Below are 13299 nucleotides of genomic sequence, written 5' to 3' on the forward strand. Positions count from 1 at the left end.
CGTCTGCGCGTCAGGCGGCCAAGTGGCGCAGCTTGTCCGGCCGCGTGCTGGGACGCGCCAGCGCGCTATATTCTGCCATGAGCGATTTCGTGATCTCGCCAACGGTGAAGCGATACTCGCCGATCTCGGAGACGGGCGTTACTTCCGCAGCCGAGCCGGTCAGGAAGCATTGCTCGAAGCCCGCCATCTCTTCCGGCTGGATGCGGCGCTCATGCACCGTGATGCCGCGCGCTTTCGCCTGCGCGATGAGGGTCTGGCGGGTGATGCCGTTCAGGAAGCAGTCCGCGTCCGGCGTGTGGATCTGGCCGTCCTTCACGAAAAAGATGTTCGCGCCGGTCGCCTCGGCGACGTAGCCGCGCCAGTCGAGCATGAGCGCGTCGTTATAGCCGAGGTCCATCGAGCGATGCTTCTCGATGGTGCAGATCATGTACAGCCCGGCAGCCTTCGCGGTGGAAGGGGCGGTGGCCGGATCGGGGCGGCGGTACTTAGCGAAACAAAGGCGGATGCCTTTGAGTCGCTCTTCCATCGGGAAGTACGAGCCCCAGTCCCACACCGCGACGGCGACGTGGATCTTCGAGTGCTTGGCGGCGACGCCCATCTCTTCCGGGCCGCGCCATGCGACCGGGCGGATGTAGCCTTCGTCGAGCTTCTGCGCCTTGATGACGTCGCGGAATGCCTGATCGAGTTGCTCGGCCGAATAGGGCACCTCGAAGCCGAGGATTTCAGCCGACGCGCGAAGCCGCTCGGCGTGACGCAGCGAAGCGAAAACCTCGCCTTCATAGATGCGCGCGCCTTCAAACACGCCGCTGCCGTAATGGAGGGCGTGCGTCAGCACGTGCACCTTCGCATCGCGCCACGGTACGAGGCCGCCGTCCATCCAAATGAAACCGTCGCGTTGGTCATAAGGAATAGGGGCTGGGCCAGCCATCGTAATCTCCAATCGCTTTTTTGCTCTTGTTCGTCAAAATCGGTGCGTAATGCACACGCCTCCAGCCTCGGAAATGCCAGAGTGACGGAAATAAAGCGCTTCAATATCGCTTGCGTCCAGTCAAAACTTATCATCACTTATCGTCAAGCTTTGCAAGAATGAGGCCCACCTGCCCATGACCGCCGTGACAGCGTCCGCCGTGCCATCCTTCGAGATGGACGCGCCCCCACTCTCCGACGACGCGCCCCACATTCTCGTTGTGGACGACGACGAACGCATCCGCGATCTGCTGGCGGGATATCTCCGCCAGAACGGGTTTCGCGTGACGCAGGCCAGCGACGGCGCCGCCGCGCGTTCGAAGCTTCGGAGCATCGCTTTCGACTGCCTCATCCTCGACGTCATGATGCCGGGCGAGAGCGGTTTCGACATCGCCGAGTGGTTGAGGAAGGAATCCGACGTCGCTATCCTGATGCTGACGGCGCGGTCGGAGCCGGAGCACCGCGTGCGCGGTCTGGAACTCGGCGTGGACGACTATGTAGCGAAGCCGTTCGAGCCGCGCGAACTCCTGCTCCGCTTGCAGAACATCCTGCGCCGCCACGCTTCGCCCAAGACGAAGCACGGCGAGGTGCGTTTCGGGCCGTTCGTGTTCGACCTGAGGAAGAACGAGCTGAAGCGCGGCGACGAGCCGATCCGCCTTACCGACCGCGAGCGCGAGGTGCTGCGCGAATTTGCGCTCGCCGGGGGCGAACTCGTGTCGCGCGAGGATCTCGCAAGGCTCGGCGAGTATGAGAATGAGCGCGCCGTCGACGTGCAGATCAATCGGCTGCGGCAGAAGATCGAGACCGACCAGGCGAACCCGGCCTATCTCCATACGGTGCGCGGCAAGGGATACATTCTTTATCTGGACTGAGGCGGGCAGACGCTCATCGCGGGCGTCGAAACGGAAGGGATCGAGGCCATTTCGCTGGACCTGACCGAAAAGGCGAGCCGCGATGCGGCAGCAAGACTGCCCGCTTTGCCAAAGGAAAGCGGGCCACCCGAGCGTGCGTCCTTCCTCTCGCGCGTGTTTTCGGCTCTCGGCTCGCTCGCACCGAAGGGCCTCTACACCCGCGCGCTCATCATCATCATCGCGCCAATCGTCATCCTGCAATCGATCCTCGCCTTCGTCTTCCTCGACCGGCATTGGCAAGTCGTGACGCGCCGGCTGTCCGTCGCGACGGCGCAGGATATCGCCATGCTCGCCGATACGTATGAAGCGATGAACGCGAAGACCGAGGCCGATCTCGACCGCCTGTCGCGTCTCGCGCGCGAAAACCTTTCGCTATCGGTGCGCTTCCTGCCGGGCGACCAATTGCCCGTTACGCGGTCGAAGCCGTTCTTCGGCTTCCTCGACCGCTATCTTTCGGGCGAGATTAGTCGCCGTATCAACCGGCCGTACTGGATCGACACGGTTGGCTCATCGAACTACATCGAGGTGCGCATCAAGCTCGATGGCGCGGTGATGCGAGTGCTCGCCCAGCGCGCGCAACTCATCCCGTCGAACACGCACTTCTTCATCGTGTGGATGGTGACGTCGGCGACGGTTCTGCTCATCGTCGCCATCCTGTTCCTCAGAAACCAGATCCGCCCGATCCTGGCGCTCGCCGACGCCGCCGACCGCTTCGGGCGAGGACGCCCCGCGCCGCCGGATTTCCGGGTTCGCGGCGCTCGCGAGGTGCGGCTTGCCGCGCAAGCCTTCCTCGACATGCGCGACCGTATCGAACGCCATGTGGAACAGCGCACCATCATGCTTGCGGGCGTGAGTCACGATCTGCGCACGATCCTCACGCGCTTCCGCCTCCAGCTTGCGATGATGCGCGCGCCGCAAATCGAAGCGCTCAAGCGCGACGTCGACGAGATGCAGCAGATGCTCGAAGACTATATGGCGTTCGCGAAGGGTGCCGCGGGCGAGAAGATACGGCGCGTCGATGTCCGCAGCATTCTCGAAGAGGTGCAGACGGCGGCGGAAGAGCCAGGCAAGACGCTGCGGCTCGACGTGCGGCAGAACCCGCTGATCGTGGCGCTGCGCCGCAACGCGCTCAAGCGCGCGGTCCTGAACCTCGTCACCAACGCGACGCGCTACGCGAACACGATCCAGATCCGGGCGCTGCGCTCGCATGGCTGGCTTACGGTCGTAGTCGAGGATGACGGCCCCGGCATTCCGGCGGACAAGCGCGAGGTCGTGTTCCGGCCGTTTCACAGCCTCGACGCCGCCCGTAATCAGAACAAAAAAAGCACGGGGCTGGGGCTTGCCATCGCGCGCGACATCGTGAGGAGCCACGGCGGCGACATCACGCTCGATAAGAGCAATCTCGGCGGCCTGAAGGCGGTCATCCGCATTCCTTCGACGCATGTGAGCGAGGACGCCGCCACCGATTAGGGCATCTCGAACCCATCCGCTGTAGGCGAACGTCTTTTGCTGGGGAAATCTCGAAGGAAGCGTCCGTCGGCAAGTTTCGCGCACGCCGCGCCCATTATGCGATCCCCATGGGATTAGCAGCTACCATCGACATTGCAGAGGCTCCCGAGGCTCCGGCCCTCTCGCAACCCCGCGACGCGACGACCCCGCTATCCAGAATTTGCGTCGGTATTTGCACGATCCGGCGTCCCGGCATGTTGAAAAACTGCCTCGAGTCGATCGGGCGACAGGAGGGCGTCGAGGGTTGCGACGTGCGTGTCGTAGTGGTCGAAAACGACACCGTGCCCGCTACCAAGCCCGTTGTTGACGCTTTTGCCGCGACGTCGCCTTTCCCGGTGCATTACATCAACGAGCCACGACGCGGCATACCCTTCGCGCGAAACCGCGTCGTAGATGCGGCGCTTGCGATGGCAGCCGATCACGTCGCCTTCGTGGACGACGACCAGATAACGCATCCCACCTTTCTCGCGAAACATATCGAAGCGGCGGCACGTGATGGCGCCGACGTCGTCCAGGCGCATATCGTGCCGATGTTCCCAACGCCGCGGCCCTTCTGGGCCACCGGTCGAACGGGTGCGGTGGAGATCGTGGATGAGGACCGCCCGGTCTCCGAACGCAAGCGTCGGGCGGCGGGGACTTGCGGCGTCATGTTCTCGGCTCGACTGATCCGACCCGACGGCATGGGCCTTCGCTTCGATGAGCGGATCGGGTTGGGCCGAGGCTCCGACTCCGACTTCTTCTCCCGTGCCAGCAACGGAGGCATGCTGATCGTAAATTCGCGACTCCCCATCGTGATGGACGAAATCCACCGGTCGCGCCTTACCTACTGGCGCCACATATTGGGCGGGCTTGCTCAGGGAAATGGCCATTTCGTTCGTTACCGCAACGACAACGGCTATCGGGCTGCTTTCGCTCGTTATGGCGCCGTTTCCGTCGTCCGTTTTTTCCGTGGCATCGGCCAACTCGCAATCGCGCCGCTGCTCGCGCCGTTCAATCTGAACGGGTTCAAGTTCAGCGCGCTCGAAGGTGGCCGCAACATTTTCTTCGCGGTTGGGGCCATCGGTGGGATCTTCTCGCTTCAATACCAGTATTACCGCAACATTGACGGGTATTGATCGAGCGAAAACGGGCAGCATCTCAAAAGCCTGGCTTCGAAGGCGCTTGATAAGCCGTTTAGCAGGCCGCTGAAAAACTCAAAAGCTTTCCGGTCAGAACCTGTAAAATGGGATCTGTGATCGAGCTGAAAGTGAGACGGATAGGGTCAATCGGCATTCAGCTCGCTCCTGGAGGGCGCTGGTGCACCCCGAACCCGCGATGTCGAGGAAGGTGGCGCGTTTCAGCGAATGGCAGAAACATGCTCCAGCCTTGATTCGAGCCGTTTTCTTCAGGCGAGCCAGAAAATTGCGTCCCTCGAAAACGCTCCTCGAAAATGCTCTGGGAGCGGATTCAGGCTCGCACCCGTGGCGTGACACTTCCGAAGCGGTGCCATTTCCCAGCGTGCATTTAGCCATCAGGCGCGCCCGAGGCGCCGCTTCACAAAATGCTCGGCCTCAAAGGCGGCCTCCATGGCGCCGCTGCGGATCAGGAAATTGAACGTCGGCTTACCGAGCTTCTTGCCGAGCTTGCGAAGGCGCTCTCGCCCGTCGTTGTGCTCGATCGTTGCTGGATAGTTCAGCGGCCCGTAGATGGCCGAGTTCGGAACGCGCCACAGGTTTTCCTCAACGCCTTTCGACTTGCCGCGTGCCGGGTCGATGAGGTGCAGCCACTTCTCGCGGTAGGTGGGAACGTGGATCAGATGCGGGTTATTGGATCGCATTGGTGTCCGCAGCATCGGCACGGACGCGAAACTCGTCTCTTCCAACTCGACATCGTATCGGCTGGTAGCATTCACATGCTGATTGAAGCGGAGATGATCGATGCCGCCCGCCTTCATGGCCGCAACAAGGTGCTCGATCGAATGACGGATCAGCGGCGCGTTGAAGCGCCAGTCATGTTCGAGTTGAAAGGCGTACTCCGTCTCGCTCAGCACGATGCTTTTGCGATAACCGAAGGCGAGTCCGTATGTATAATGGATCTCGAACGGCCCTAGCGGTGTGTGAAACTCCGAAATGCGCTGGCGATGCGTCTCGTAGCTTCGCCGGAAAGGGGACGGGTCGATAAAGTAGACGGTGCGCGCAACTACATCGCGACCGAAGCAGGCGAAGAAACTTTCGACCGTTTCTTTCACCGGGATTTTCCGGACATCCACCTCCGAGCAATTCGAAAACACGTTCAGCGTGATCTGCGCGCCAGAGCCCGTCATCGGCCATCCCCCGTTTCGGTTCTGGCTCTACCACAGGACGTGCACTCAATCCATCGCGCGCGCTAAGGTTGATGTGGACGAAAGCGGATAATCTCGCAGCCGAGCGACGCGCCGGGAACGCGGTCGAGCTTTTCCACCACCACGCGAACTTCCATGGCGCGTCGATGCGAGAGGCAATGCTCGGCGACGCGCTCGGCCAGCGTCTCGGTCAGCAGCACATGCCCCGCCGCCACCGCCTCGCGAATGCCGTCGATGATGAAATCGTAGGACACGACGCTCGACAGATCGCCCGGCCGATGTGCGCCCGGAAGCACCGAAAGCTCCACCGTGAAGCGCACGCGCTGCTCGATGCCCTTTTCCTCGCTCCAGATGCCGATGTGGGCGGGCAACACGAGGTCGCGCACGAGCACCCGGTCGTAAGGGCGCTGGCGCGCGTCGCTGGCGTCATGCGCGAGAATGTTTTGCAGGGAATATGTCGTCGCCATTGGAAGTTCCTGATCCACCCTTCCCGAGGTCAAGGGCATTACACGAGCGCCTTACATAGTCGCTCGAAGCGTCGCATCACGTCGAAACGATCCATAAACGCCATTGAGACAGCCGATCGTCGGTCGGGCCATTTGAGGCGGCGTCTCTCTTCTCGCCCGCGCCTGATCGCGACGGCGCCGGAAAGCCGATTGTGGCCGTCGCCTTTTTAACCCGCGCCGGGTCATCGCATATCCACGCCGGAGACAAATGTCGAGGTTTTCCACGCTGGAGAGCACGGCTTCCTGCGGGGATGGTTTGCGGTATCGCCGCATCGCAGACAGGTGTTGCGGAAGCCTAATATAAACAATACAAATTTCAGCAAATGGAGAATAACGGAAATGTTTTATTATGCAATATTTCACTAATCACCGCGCGTTCCGCAATGTTCCTCCAAGTGCCGTAGACACTCAAGGCACTTTTTGCCCTAAATCGCACTAAAGCAGTTCAGGAGCAGAGGAAAACAACCATGATAAGGCAATCGATGCTATCGGTGACGGCGTTTCTATTCACCGCTTGCGCATTGTGTCTGCCGCTTGCACCCGCCTCAGCTGGCGGATGGGACGCGTCGGACTATTCAGGCGGACGCGGCGGCGGTTGGAGCGAACGCTTCAAGGATCGCATGCGAGGCGACGACGATTACGAACGCCGCGAGCGCCGCGCCGCGCTTCGCGAAATGCTCTCCGACCCGGAAGGCCGCGCGGAATTGCGCTCTTTGATGGTCGAGGCCATGCACGAGCGCGCCATGCAAGGTGGCATGCAAGGCGGCATGTCCGACCGCTGGGGCGGACGCAGTGGCGACATGATGGATCGCATGCGCCACCGCAGCGGAATGATGGGAAGCGGTGGTGATTGTCCTGGCCGGAGCGTCATGCGCGACCAGATGCGCGGCGATGGCCAGGGCGGCATGAGAGAGCGCTTCAAGGCTGGGTCGAACCGAATGGCCGACCGGAGCGACGATATCCGCGAACTCATTCTCGAAAGGCTCCGCAAAAACGGAGAGGTGAAGGTTCTGATCGCGCGGATTCAGGACCGTGTCGCCGATTCCGACGATGACGACGACGATTCCGATGACGACGACGGGAAACTCTGAGCGGCGATTTCTTCCTGAAGGACAATAGAGCCGCGACAGCGTCGTGAGCTTGGAGGTCAGGGCGTGCGGGGGAGGCCCGCCTCGGAACGATACGGAGATGACCATGTACAAAGCAGTGTTTCTGGTAGCGGCGCTCGCGTTGACGCCTCTTCCCGCGATGAGTCAGGAGCCGCAACAGCAGCGAGGGCAGAGCGGCGGCGACCAGCAAACGGGCACGCCCGGCGGCGGTGCCGCAGGCGGAGCCATGCAGCAGCGCGACGGTACGGGCGATGGGGGCGGCGCGGAGGAAGGCTCCCGCTCCAGCCGCCGCGACGACGTTCTCGACCGCCTGTCCCGCTCGGAGCTTCGCGACCGCATCGCAATGGCCATGGGGCGTGTCGAGGATGCATGCGGCGATGACATCGACCGTTTCTGCGGCGAGGTTACGCCGGGGCGCGGGCGCATCGCGGCCTGCATGGAAGCCTACTCGGATCAGCTAAGCCGCCGCTGCCGTTTTATTCTGAGGCGCGTGTCGGGATATATGCAGACCGCCGTGCGCGATGTGGCCGATTCCTGCCGCACCGCGATCCGCACGCAATGCGGAGATGCCGAAAATCGCGACGCGTGTATAGGGCAGAAGGTCTCTTCGTTTCCGCCCTCGTGTCAGATGATCGTCGCCGCAGCGCGGCAGTATCCCGGCATGATGGCATCGGCGCAGAGCAGTCGCATGGACGGCGGATCCGGCCAAGCAACGGCGGATAACGGCCAGCAATCGCAATCGGGCCAGCAGCAAGCGCAGTCCGGCTCGTCGGATATGCGCGGTATGCCGGTGTACAGCTCCGACGGCGTCAACCTCGGCAAGGTGGTGCAGATCGACCGTTCTTCGGACGGGAGCATCAAGTCGGTTAAAATCGAGATCGGCCGCCTGCTCGGTCTCGGCGACAAGGTCGTGAACATCACGTCCGACGAGTTGCAGCAGATGGCCGACCGTATCAAGCTCCGGTTGAACAGCGATCAGGTGCGTAAGCTTCCCGAGAGCAAAAGCGGTCAACAGACGCGATAAGGCGCCCCGCGCTCACAAACGAAAATGGCCGGGTCATCCCGGCCATTTTTCATTCTCGCGTCGGTCTGCCCGTGTCAGGCGGCGCCGCGCATCAGATACGGAACCGCTTCGGCGGCAGGGGCAGGCTGCGGCGCGGGCACCGGCTTGCGCGGCTGGGGCACTGCGGGCAGAACGCGCGCCTTGGGCAGGATGAGCGAAGCCTCGGTGCCGACGCCGAGCTTGCTGCGAAGTTCGAACCGTCCGCCGTGAAGCTCTGCCAAGCCGCTGACGATGGGGAGGCCGAGGCCCGTCCCACTCTCGCCCGTCTTGAGCGCGAGAGATCCCTGTCCGAAGGCGCGCAACACCTGCGAGATTTCCTCCTCGGGGATGCCGGGGCCGTTGTCGCGAACCGAAAGCACCGCCTCGCCGCTCGGCAGGATACCCGCGCGAACCGCGATCAGGCCGTTGTCGGGCGTGAACTTGATCGCGTTCGAAAGGAGGTTGAGGCAGATCTGTCGAAGCGCGCGCTCGTCGGCCATGATGCGCGGCATGTCGGGGCGGAAGTCCGTCACGACGCGCAGGTTCTTCTGATGCGCATCGATCCGCATCAGACGCAGGCTTTCAAGCGCCGTCGCCGCAACGTCGATCGGCTTTTCCGTCAGCTCGTAGCGTCCGGCCTCGATGCGCGACAGATCGAGGATTTCATTGATGAGCTTCAGGAGGTGGCTGCCGGACTCGTGGATGTCGGCGGCGTAAGAGCGATAGTTCTCGTTGTCGATGGGGCCGAGGACTTCATCCTTGATCATCTCGGAAAAGCCCATGATCGCATTGAGCGGCGTGCGAAGTTCGTGGCTCATATTGGCTAGGAACTTCGACTTCGCCACATTGGCCGCCTCCGCCCGGACGCGCGCCTCGTCGGAGGCCGCCTTCGCCCTCTCAAGTTCCTCGATGAGACGATCCTTCTCCGCGCGGTAATCTAGCATCGAAAGCGCGGTCCGCTGGAGGTTCTTCACGAGGAAGACGAAGTAGAAATGGATGCCAACCGCGACCACCGCGAGCGCCCAGTAGAACGGCTCGCCCGTCATCAGGAAGCGCAACGCGAGTGCGCCGGTTACCGGCGCCGTGCCCGCATGCAGGATCTGCATCACCGAAGCGGCGAACAGCATCCGAATCGCCGTTACGACCGTCAGCGCCGCGAACAGGAAGAAGAAAGCCGCCTGCGATTGCACAACGAAGGGCGTGAACGCCACAGCGGCCCAGCAGACGCCATAAAGGAATTCGGCGGCCGCGAGGTTGCGCCGCCACTGCACGAGGTCGACCGTCTCGCGCGGCTGCCGTTTGAACTGGCGGCAAAGCGCAAGGAGGATGCCCTCGGTAATGAAGATGGTCGCGAGCCACAGGAGAAGCTGACGCGGCTCAGTGGCCCAGTTCAGCATGGTGGCGGCAACGAAGATCGCGAGGATCGGAACGGTAAGCGCCGCGACGGTTTCGTTCCGTACGAACATGATCAAAAGGTCGTAGGCGAAATCGTGCTTTACCGCAGAGCTATTACTCTGCTGCGGGGCTGCGATGCTCGTCTTCTGCTTGAACCGGCGCCATCTCAAGGAACGAGCGGTACTCATTAACCCATCATCCACTTTGTCTGGAGGAGTCTGCGCTCTGCTGCCCTGGCACGCGCCGTTCATGGTAGGATCGCGCGAAAGTGCTAATATTGCGTTGATATTTGTTTATTCGCTTGAAAGGTCGATTCTGTTCCGCGACACTTTGGGAATATCGCAAAGCTTGGTTAACGAATGAAAATACTCGACGAGAAGCGCGCACCAAATCCCCGCCGTGTCCGTGTTTTCCTGGCCGAAAAAGCCATCGCCGTTCCTTTCGAGAACGTCGACATCATGACCGGTGCTCACAAGACGGAGGCGTTTGCCGGCCTTAATCCCGTGCAGCGCGTGCCTGTTCTTGTCCTCGACGACGGGACCGCAATTTCCGAGTCCCTCGCCATTTGTCGTTACTTCGAGGCATTGCAACCCGAGCCGTCGCTTTTCGGGCGGACTCCGCTCGAAATCGCCACCGTCGACATGTGGAACCGCATCGCCGAGCTGAGCTTTTTCTTGCCGGTGACACATTGTTTTCGGCATTCGCACCCGGCGATGTCGAGCCTTGAAGTGCCGCAGGTTGCCGCATGGGCCGAAGCCAACAAGCCGCGCGTCTCCGACATCATTCGCACCCTCGACCTTCGGCTGTCCGAAGCGCCGTACCTCGCAGGCGAGCGCTTTTCCGTCGCCGACATCACAGCCATGATCGCCACCGATTTCATGAAGCCCGCCCGGCTGGCCGTGCCCGAAGGGGTGCCGCATTTCGCCCGGTGGTATGCCGAAGTGACCGCTCGCCCTTCATCCAAAGCGTGAGGCCCGCATGGAACTGACAGTCATCGGCTGTGGCGACGCTTTCGCCTCCGGCGGCCGGGTCAACAGCTGCTATCTGCTCGATACCGCGCACGGACTTGTCATGATCGATTGTGGGGCTAGTGCGCCGCATGCGCTGGCGCGCGCGGGCATTCGCGCCTCGTCCGCCGACGCCATCCTGATTTCGCACTGCCACGGCGATCATTTCGGCGGCCTGCCGTCCCTCGTTCTCGAACGTATGTTCATCGATCGGACCGAGAAGCCCATGGAAATTCTCGGACCGCCCGGCATCGAGAGCCGGTTCGAGAGCCTGATGGAGAGCGTCTATCCGGGCATCCTCGGCGTCAAGAAGCGCTTTGAGATCACCTTTCGCGACCTGCATCCCGGCTTCGCCGTCGAATGGCGCGGCCTGATGATCGAGGCGTTCGAAGTGGACCACTTCTCCGGCACGCCCTCCCTGGCTCTGTCTGTAAGCGACGGCGACAAGCAGTTCAGCTTTTCCGGGGACAGTGGAATGTGCGGCGGCGTGATCGCGGCAGGGCGGGGGGCCGATCTGTATCTCGTCGAATGTTCGACCTACAGCACGAAGGTCGAAATGCACCTCGATTATCAGAGGCTGGCGGCGAAATTTCCTTCCATCGGTGCAAAGCGTTATCTCCTCACACACATGGGTGACGAAATGCTCGCATCGCTGGACCGCATCGATACGCGCGTTTGCATCGCGGCCGAGGACGGCTTGAAGGTGACCATTTAGCGCAGGCCCTTCCGAGAAAAAATATTCTAGTCACGGGTATGGATCGAATGTAGTGTGGGTTCTCATTGCGCAAGCAGGCGCATTGCTGAAAGAATTTACTGGATTCGCCCATGCTCGACCTTATGGACATCAAAATTCTCACCATCTTGCAGGAAGACAGCACGCTTCCTGTGGCGGAAATCGGCAAGAAGGTCGGCCTGTCGACGACGCCGTGCTGGCGGCGTATTCAGAAGCTCGAACAGGACGGCGTGATTCAGCGTCGCGTCGCGCTTCTCGACCCGAAGAGCGTCAGCGCAGGCGTGACGGTTTTCGTCGCCATCACGACGAACCAGCACAACGCCGTCTGGCTCGAACGCTTCCAGAAGGTGGTGGCGAGCTTCCCGGAGATCGTGGAGGCCTACCGCATGAGTGGCGCGGTGGATTACCAACTGCGCGTCGTGGTGCCCGACATCGCGAGCTACGACCGCTTCTACAAGGCGTTCATCTCGCAGATTGACCTGACGGACGTCAGTTCCAGCTTCGCGATGGAGCAGATCAAGTTCACGACAGCGCTGCCGCTTTCCTTTGCAGCCGCCGTCGCGTCGAAACGGCCGCAACAGCAACCGGCTTGACGCACGGCGCATTTCGGCGTTTTTCAACGCCATCATGACGCTCCCCGGCACACAATCCGCGCGGATGGCCCTCGATGCGCGCCCCGAATGGCGAAACCAGCGCCGTATCGCGATAAAGATCGGCTCGGCGCTGCTGACCGACAGCGAAACCGGCACGCTGAAAAAGGCGTGGCTCGAAGCCATCGGCGACGATGTGGCAGAGCTGAAAGCGCAAGGGCGCGAGGTGATCCTCGTGTCTTCGGGCGCGATTGCACTGGGCCGCCGCGCGCTCGGGCTCGCACCCGGTGCGCTCAAGCTTGAAGAGGCGCAAGCCTCGGCGGCCGTCGGGCAGGTGACGCTCGCACACGCCTATCAAACGGTGTTTCGCGAGCGCGGTATCACCACCGCGCAGATCCTCGTGACGCCGGGCGATACCGAAGAGCGCCGCCGCTATCTCAACGCCCGCAGCACCATCGCGACGCTTCTGAAGCTCGGCGCGGTTCCCGTGGTGAACGAGAACGATACGGTTGCCACCGCCGAAATCCGCTATGGCGACAACGACCGCCTCGCGGCGCGCGTCGCCACCATGATGACGGCGGACTGCCTCGTGCTGCTGTCCGACATCGACGGCCTTTACACCGCGCCGCCCGCAAAAAATACCGACGCGCAGCATATCGAGGTGGTCACGCAGATCACGCCCGAAATCGAGGCGATGGCGGGCGACGCGGGCACGGAGCTTTCGCGCGGCGGCATGGTGACGAAGATCACCGCCGCGAAGCTCGCCGTCTCGGCGGGAACGCATATGGTGATCGCGAGCGGCAAGGAGCTTCATCCACTGCGGGCGCTTGCCAACGGCGCCCCCTGCACATGGTTTCTCGCTTCGGCCAACCCGGTCGCGGCTCGCAAGCGCTGGATCGCGGGCACGCTCGAACCGAAAGGCGTCGTGCTCATCGACGACGGCGCGGCGCGGGCGCTCCGCTCCGGCCGCAGTCTCCTGCCAGCGGGCGTCACCGGCGTCAGCGGCGCATTCGAGCGCGGCGAGGCGGTCATCATCCGCGACGGCCATGGCTGCGAAATCGGGCGGGGGCTCATCGCCTACAGCGCCGAGGAAGCCGCGCGCATTGCCGGGCGTAGTTCCCACGAGATCGAGGCGACGCTTGGCTATGCCGGGCGGGCGGCGCTCATTCATCGCGACGACCTGGCGCTTCTGCACGACCTGGATTAAAGAC

At 62.3% G+C, this 13299-nt stretch carries 13 protein-coding genes; 9 read left to right on the top strand and 4 right to left on the bottom strand.

Going from position 1 to position 13299, the window contains the following annotated elements:
• Positions 1-10 precede the first annotated feature (10 nt).
• Complete coding sequence (locus tag T281_RS00080) at positions 11-928, bottom strand: branched-chain amino acid aminotransferase (RefSeq protein WP_037232326.1); 918 nt, start codon at positions 926-928, stop codon at positions 11-13.
• A gap of 175 nt (positions 929-1103) precedes the next feature.
• Between T281_RS00080 and T281_RS00085 the strand changes: the two genes are divergently transcribed.
• The 3 genes from T281_RS00085 to T281_RS17230 all read left to right on the top strand — a co-directional run bounded on the left by T281_RS00085 (position 1104) and on the right by T281_RS17230 (position 4501).
• Positions 1104-1838 (top strand): response regulator transcription factor, encoded by a 735-nt coding sequence (locus T281_RS00085; protein ID WP_037232328.1) that lies wholly within the window; start codon positions 1104-1106, stop codon positions 1836-1838.
• Positions 1839-1943: 105 nt separating this feature from the next.
• Positions 1944-3347 carry an ATP-binding protein gene (locus T281_RS00090; RefSeq protein WP_037232331.1) on the top strand — a complete coding sequence of 468 codons (1404 nt, stop codon included), beginning with the start codon at positions 1944-1946 and terminating at the stop codon, positions 3345-3347.
• 107 nt (positions 3348-3454) lie between these two features.
• The gene (locus tag T281_RS17230; RefSeq protein WP_081796497.1) at positions 3455-4501 is read left to right on the top strand and encodes a glycosyltransferase family 2 protein; all 1047 of its coding nucleotides are present in this window, start codon (positions 3455-3457) and stop codon (positions 4499-4501) included.
• A 395-nt stretch (positions 4502-4896) separates the two neighbouring features.
• On the opposite strand, the gene T281_RS00100 is transcribed toward T281_RS17230, so the two are convergent.
• Both T281_RS00100 and T281_RS00105 read right to left on the bottom strand, forming a co-directional pair.
• Complete coding sequence (locus tag T281_RS00100; protein WP_037232334.1) at positions 4897-5688, bottom strand: hypothetical protein; 792 nt, start codon at positions 5686-5688, stop codon at positions 4897-4899.
• A 62-nt stretch (positions 5689-5750) separates the two neighbouring features.
• Positions 5751-6173, bottom strand: coding sequence for a dihydroneopterin aldolase (locus tag T281_RS00105; protein WP_013417924.1), 423 nt, complete (start codon positions 6171-6173; stop codon positions 5751-5753).
• A gap of 506 nt (positions 6174-6679) precedes the next feature.
• Here T281_RS00105 and T281_RS00110 point away from each other — a divergent pair.
• Together T281_RS00110 and T281_RS00115 are read left to right on the top strand one after the other, a co-directional pair.
• Positions 6680-7303 carry a hypothetical protein gene (locus T281_RS00110; RefSeq protein WP_155954939.1) on the top strand — a complete coding sequence of 208 codons (624 nt, stop codon included), beginning with the start codon at positions 6680-6682 and terminating at the stop codon, positions 7301-7303.
• Positions 7304-7406: 103 nt separating this feature from the next.
• The gene (locus T281_RS00115; protein WP_162173083.1) at positions 7407-8345 is read left to right on the top strand and encodes a PRC-barrel domain-containing protein; all 939 of its coding nucleotides are present in this window, start codon (positions 7407-7409) and stop codon (positions 8343-8345) included.
• A gap of 74 nt (positions 8346-8419) precedes the next feature.
• On the opposite strand, the gene T281_RS00120 is transcribed toward T281_RS00115, so the two are convergent.
• A complete protein-coding gene (locus T281_RS00120; protein ID WP_162173084.1) occupies positions 8420-9946 on the bottom strand; it encodes a sensor histidine kinase in 1527 nt (508 codons plus the stop codon).
• 171 nt (positions 9947-10117) lie between these two features.
• On the opposite strand from T281_RS00120, the gene T281_RS00125 reads away from it, so the two are divergent.
• The 4 genes from T281_RS00125 to proB all read left to right on the top strand — a co-directional run bounded on the left by T281_RS00125 (position 10118) and on the right by proB (position 13295).
• Complete coding sequence (locus T281_RS00125; protein ID WP_037232340.1) at positions 10118-10729, top strand: glutathione S-transferase family protein; 612 nt, start codon at positions 10118-10120, stop codon at positions 10727-10729.
• A gap of 7 nt (positions 10730-10736) precedes the next feature.
• On the top strand, positions 10737-11480 hold the full coding sequence (locus T281_RS00130; protein ID WP_037232343.1) for an MBL fold metallo-hydrolase: 744 nt from the start codon (positions 10737-10739) through the stop codon (positions 11478-11480).
• A 110-nt stretch (positions 11481-11590) separates the two neighbouring features.
• Complete coding sequence (locus T281_RS00135; RefSeq protein WP_013417930.1) at positions 11591-12091, top strand: Lrp/AsnC family transcriptional regulator; 501 nt, start codon at positions 11591-11593, stop codon at positions 12089-12091.
• A gap of 34 nt (positions 12092-12125) precedes the next feature.
• Positions 12126-13295: a glutamate 5-kinase gene (proB, locus tag T281_RS00140; protein ID WP_052036864.1), complete on the top strand. Its 1170-nt coding sequence runs from the start codon at positions 12126-12128 to the stop codon at positions 13293-13295.
• Positions 13296-13299 lie beyond the last annotated feature (4 nt).

It is taken from the genome of Rhodomicrobium udaipurense JA643 (assembly GCF_000636015.1).
Taxonomy (GTDB): Bacteria; Pseudomonadota; Alphaproteobacteria; order Rhizobiales; family Rhodomicrobiaceae; genus Rhodomicrobium; species Rhodomicrobium udaipurense.

Excerpts from the sequence above, each read along its gene's own strand:
- T281_RS00080 (WP_037232326.1), bottom strand. The coding sequence starts at position 928 with ATGGCTGGCCCAGCCCCTATTCCTTATGACCAACGCGACGGTTTCATT.
- T281_RS00085 (WP_037232328.1), top strand. The coding sequence starts at position 1,104 with ATGACCGCCGTGACAGCGTCCGCCGTGCCATCCTTCGAGATGGACGCG.
- T281_RS17230 (WP_081796497.1), top strand. The coding sequence starts at position 3,455 with ATGGGATTAGCAGCTACCATCGACATTGCAGAGGCTCCCGAGGCTCCG.
- T281_RS00100 (WP_037232334.1), bottom strand. The coding sequence starts at position 5,688 with ATGACGGGCTCTGGCGCGCAGATCACGCTGAACGTGTTTTCGAATTGC.
- T281_RS00105 (WP_013417924.1), bottom strand. The coding sequence starts at position 6,173 with ATGGCGACGACATATTCCCTGCAAAACATTCTCGCGCATGACGCCAGC.
- T281_RS00110 (WP_155954939.1), top strand. The coding sequence starts at position 6,680 with ATGATAAGGCAATCGATGCTATCGGTGACGGCGTTTCTATTCACCGCT.
- T281_RS00115 (WP_162173083.1), top strand. The coding sequence starts at position 7,407 with ATGTACAAAGCAGTGTTTCTGGTAGCGGCGCTCGCGTTGACGCCTCTT.
- T281_RS00120 (WP_162173084.1), bottom strand. The coding sequence starts at position 9,946 with ATGAGTACCGCTCGTTCCTTGAGATGGCGCCGGTTCAAGCAGAAGACG.
- T281_RS00125 (WP_037232340.1), top strand. The coding sequence starts at position 10,118 with ATGAAAATACTCGACGAGAAGCGCGCACCAAATCCCCGCCGTGTCCGT.
- T281_RS00130 (WP_037232343.1), top strand. The coding sequence starts at position 10,737 with ATGGAACTGACAGTCATCGGCTGTGGCGACGCTTTCGCCTCCGGCGGC.
- T281_RS00135 (WP_013417930.1), top strand. The coding sequence starts at position 11,591 with ATGCTCGACCTTATGGACATCAAAATTCTCACCATCTTGCAGGAAGAC.
- proB (WP_052036864.1), top strand. The coding sequence starts at position 12,126 with ATGACGCTCCCCGGCACACAATCCGCGCGGATGGCCCTCGATGCGCGC.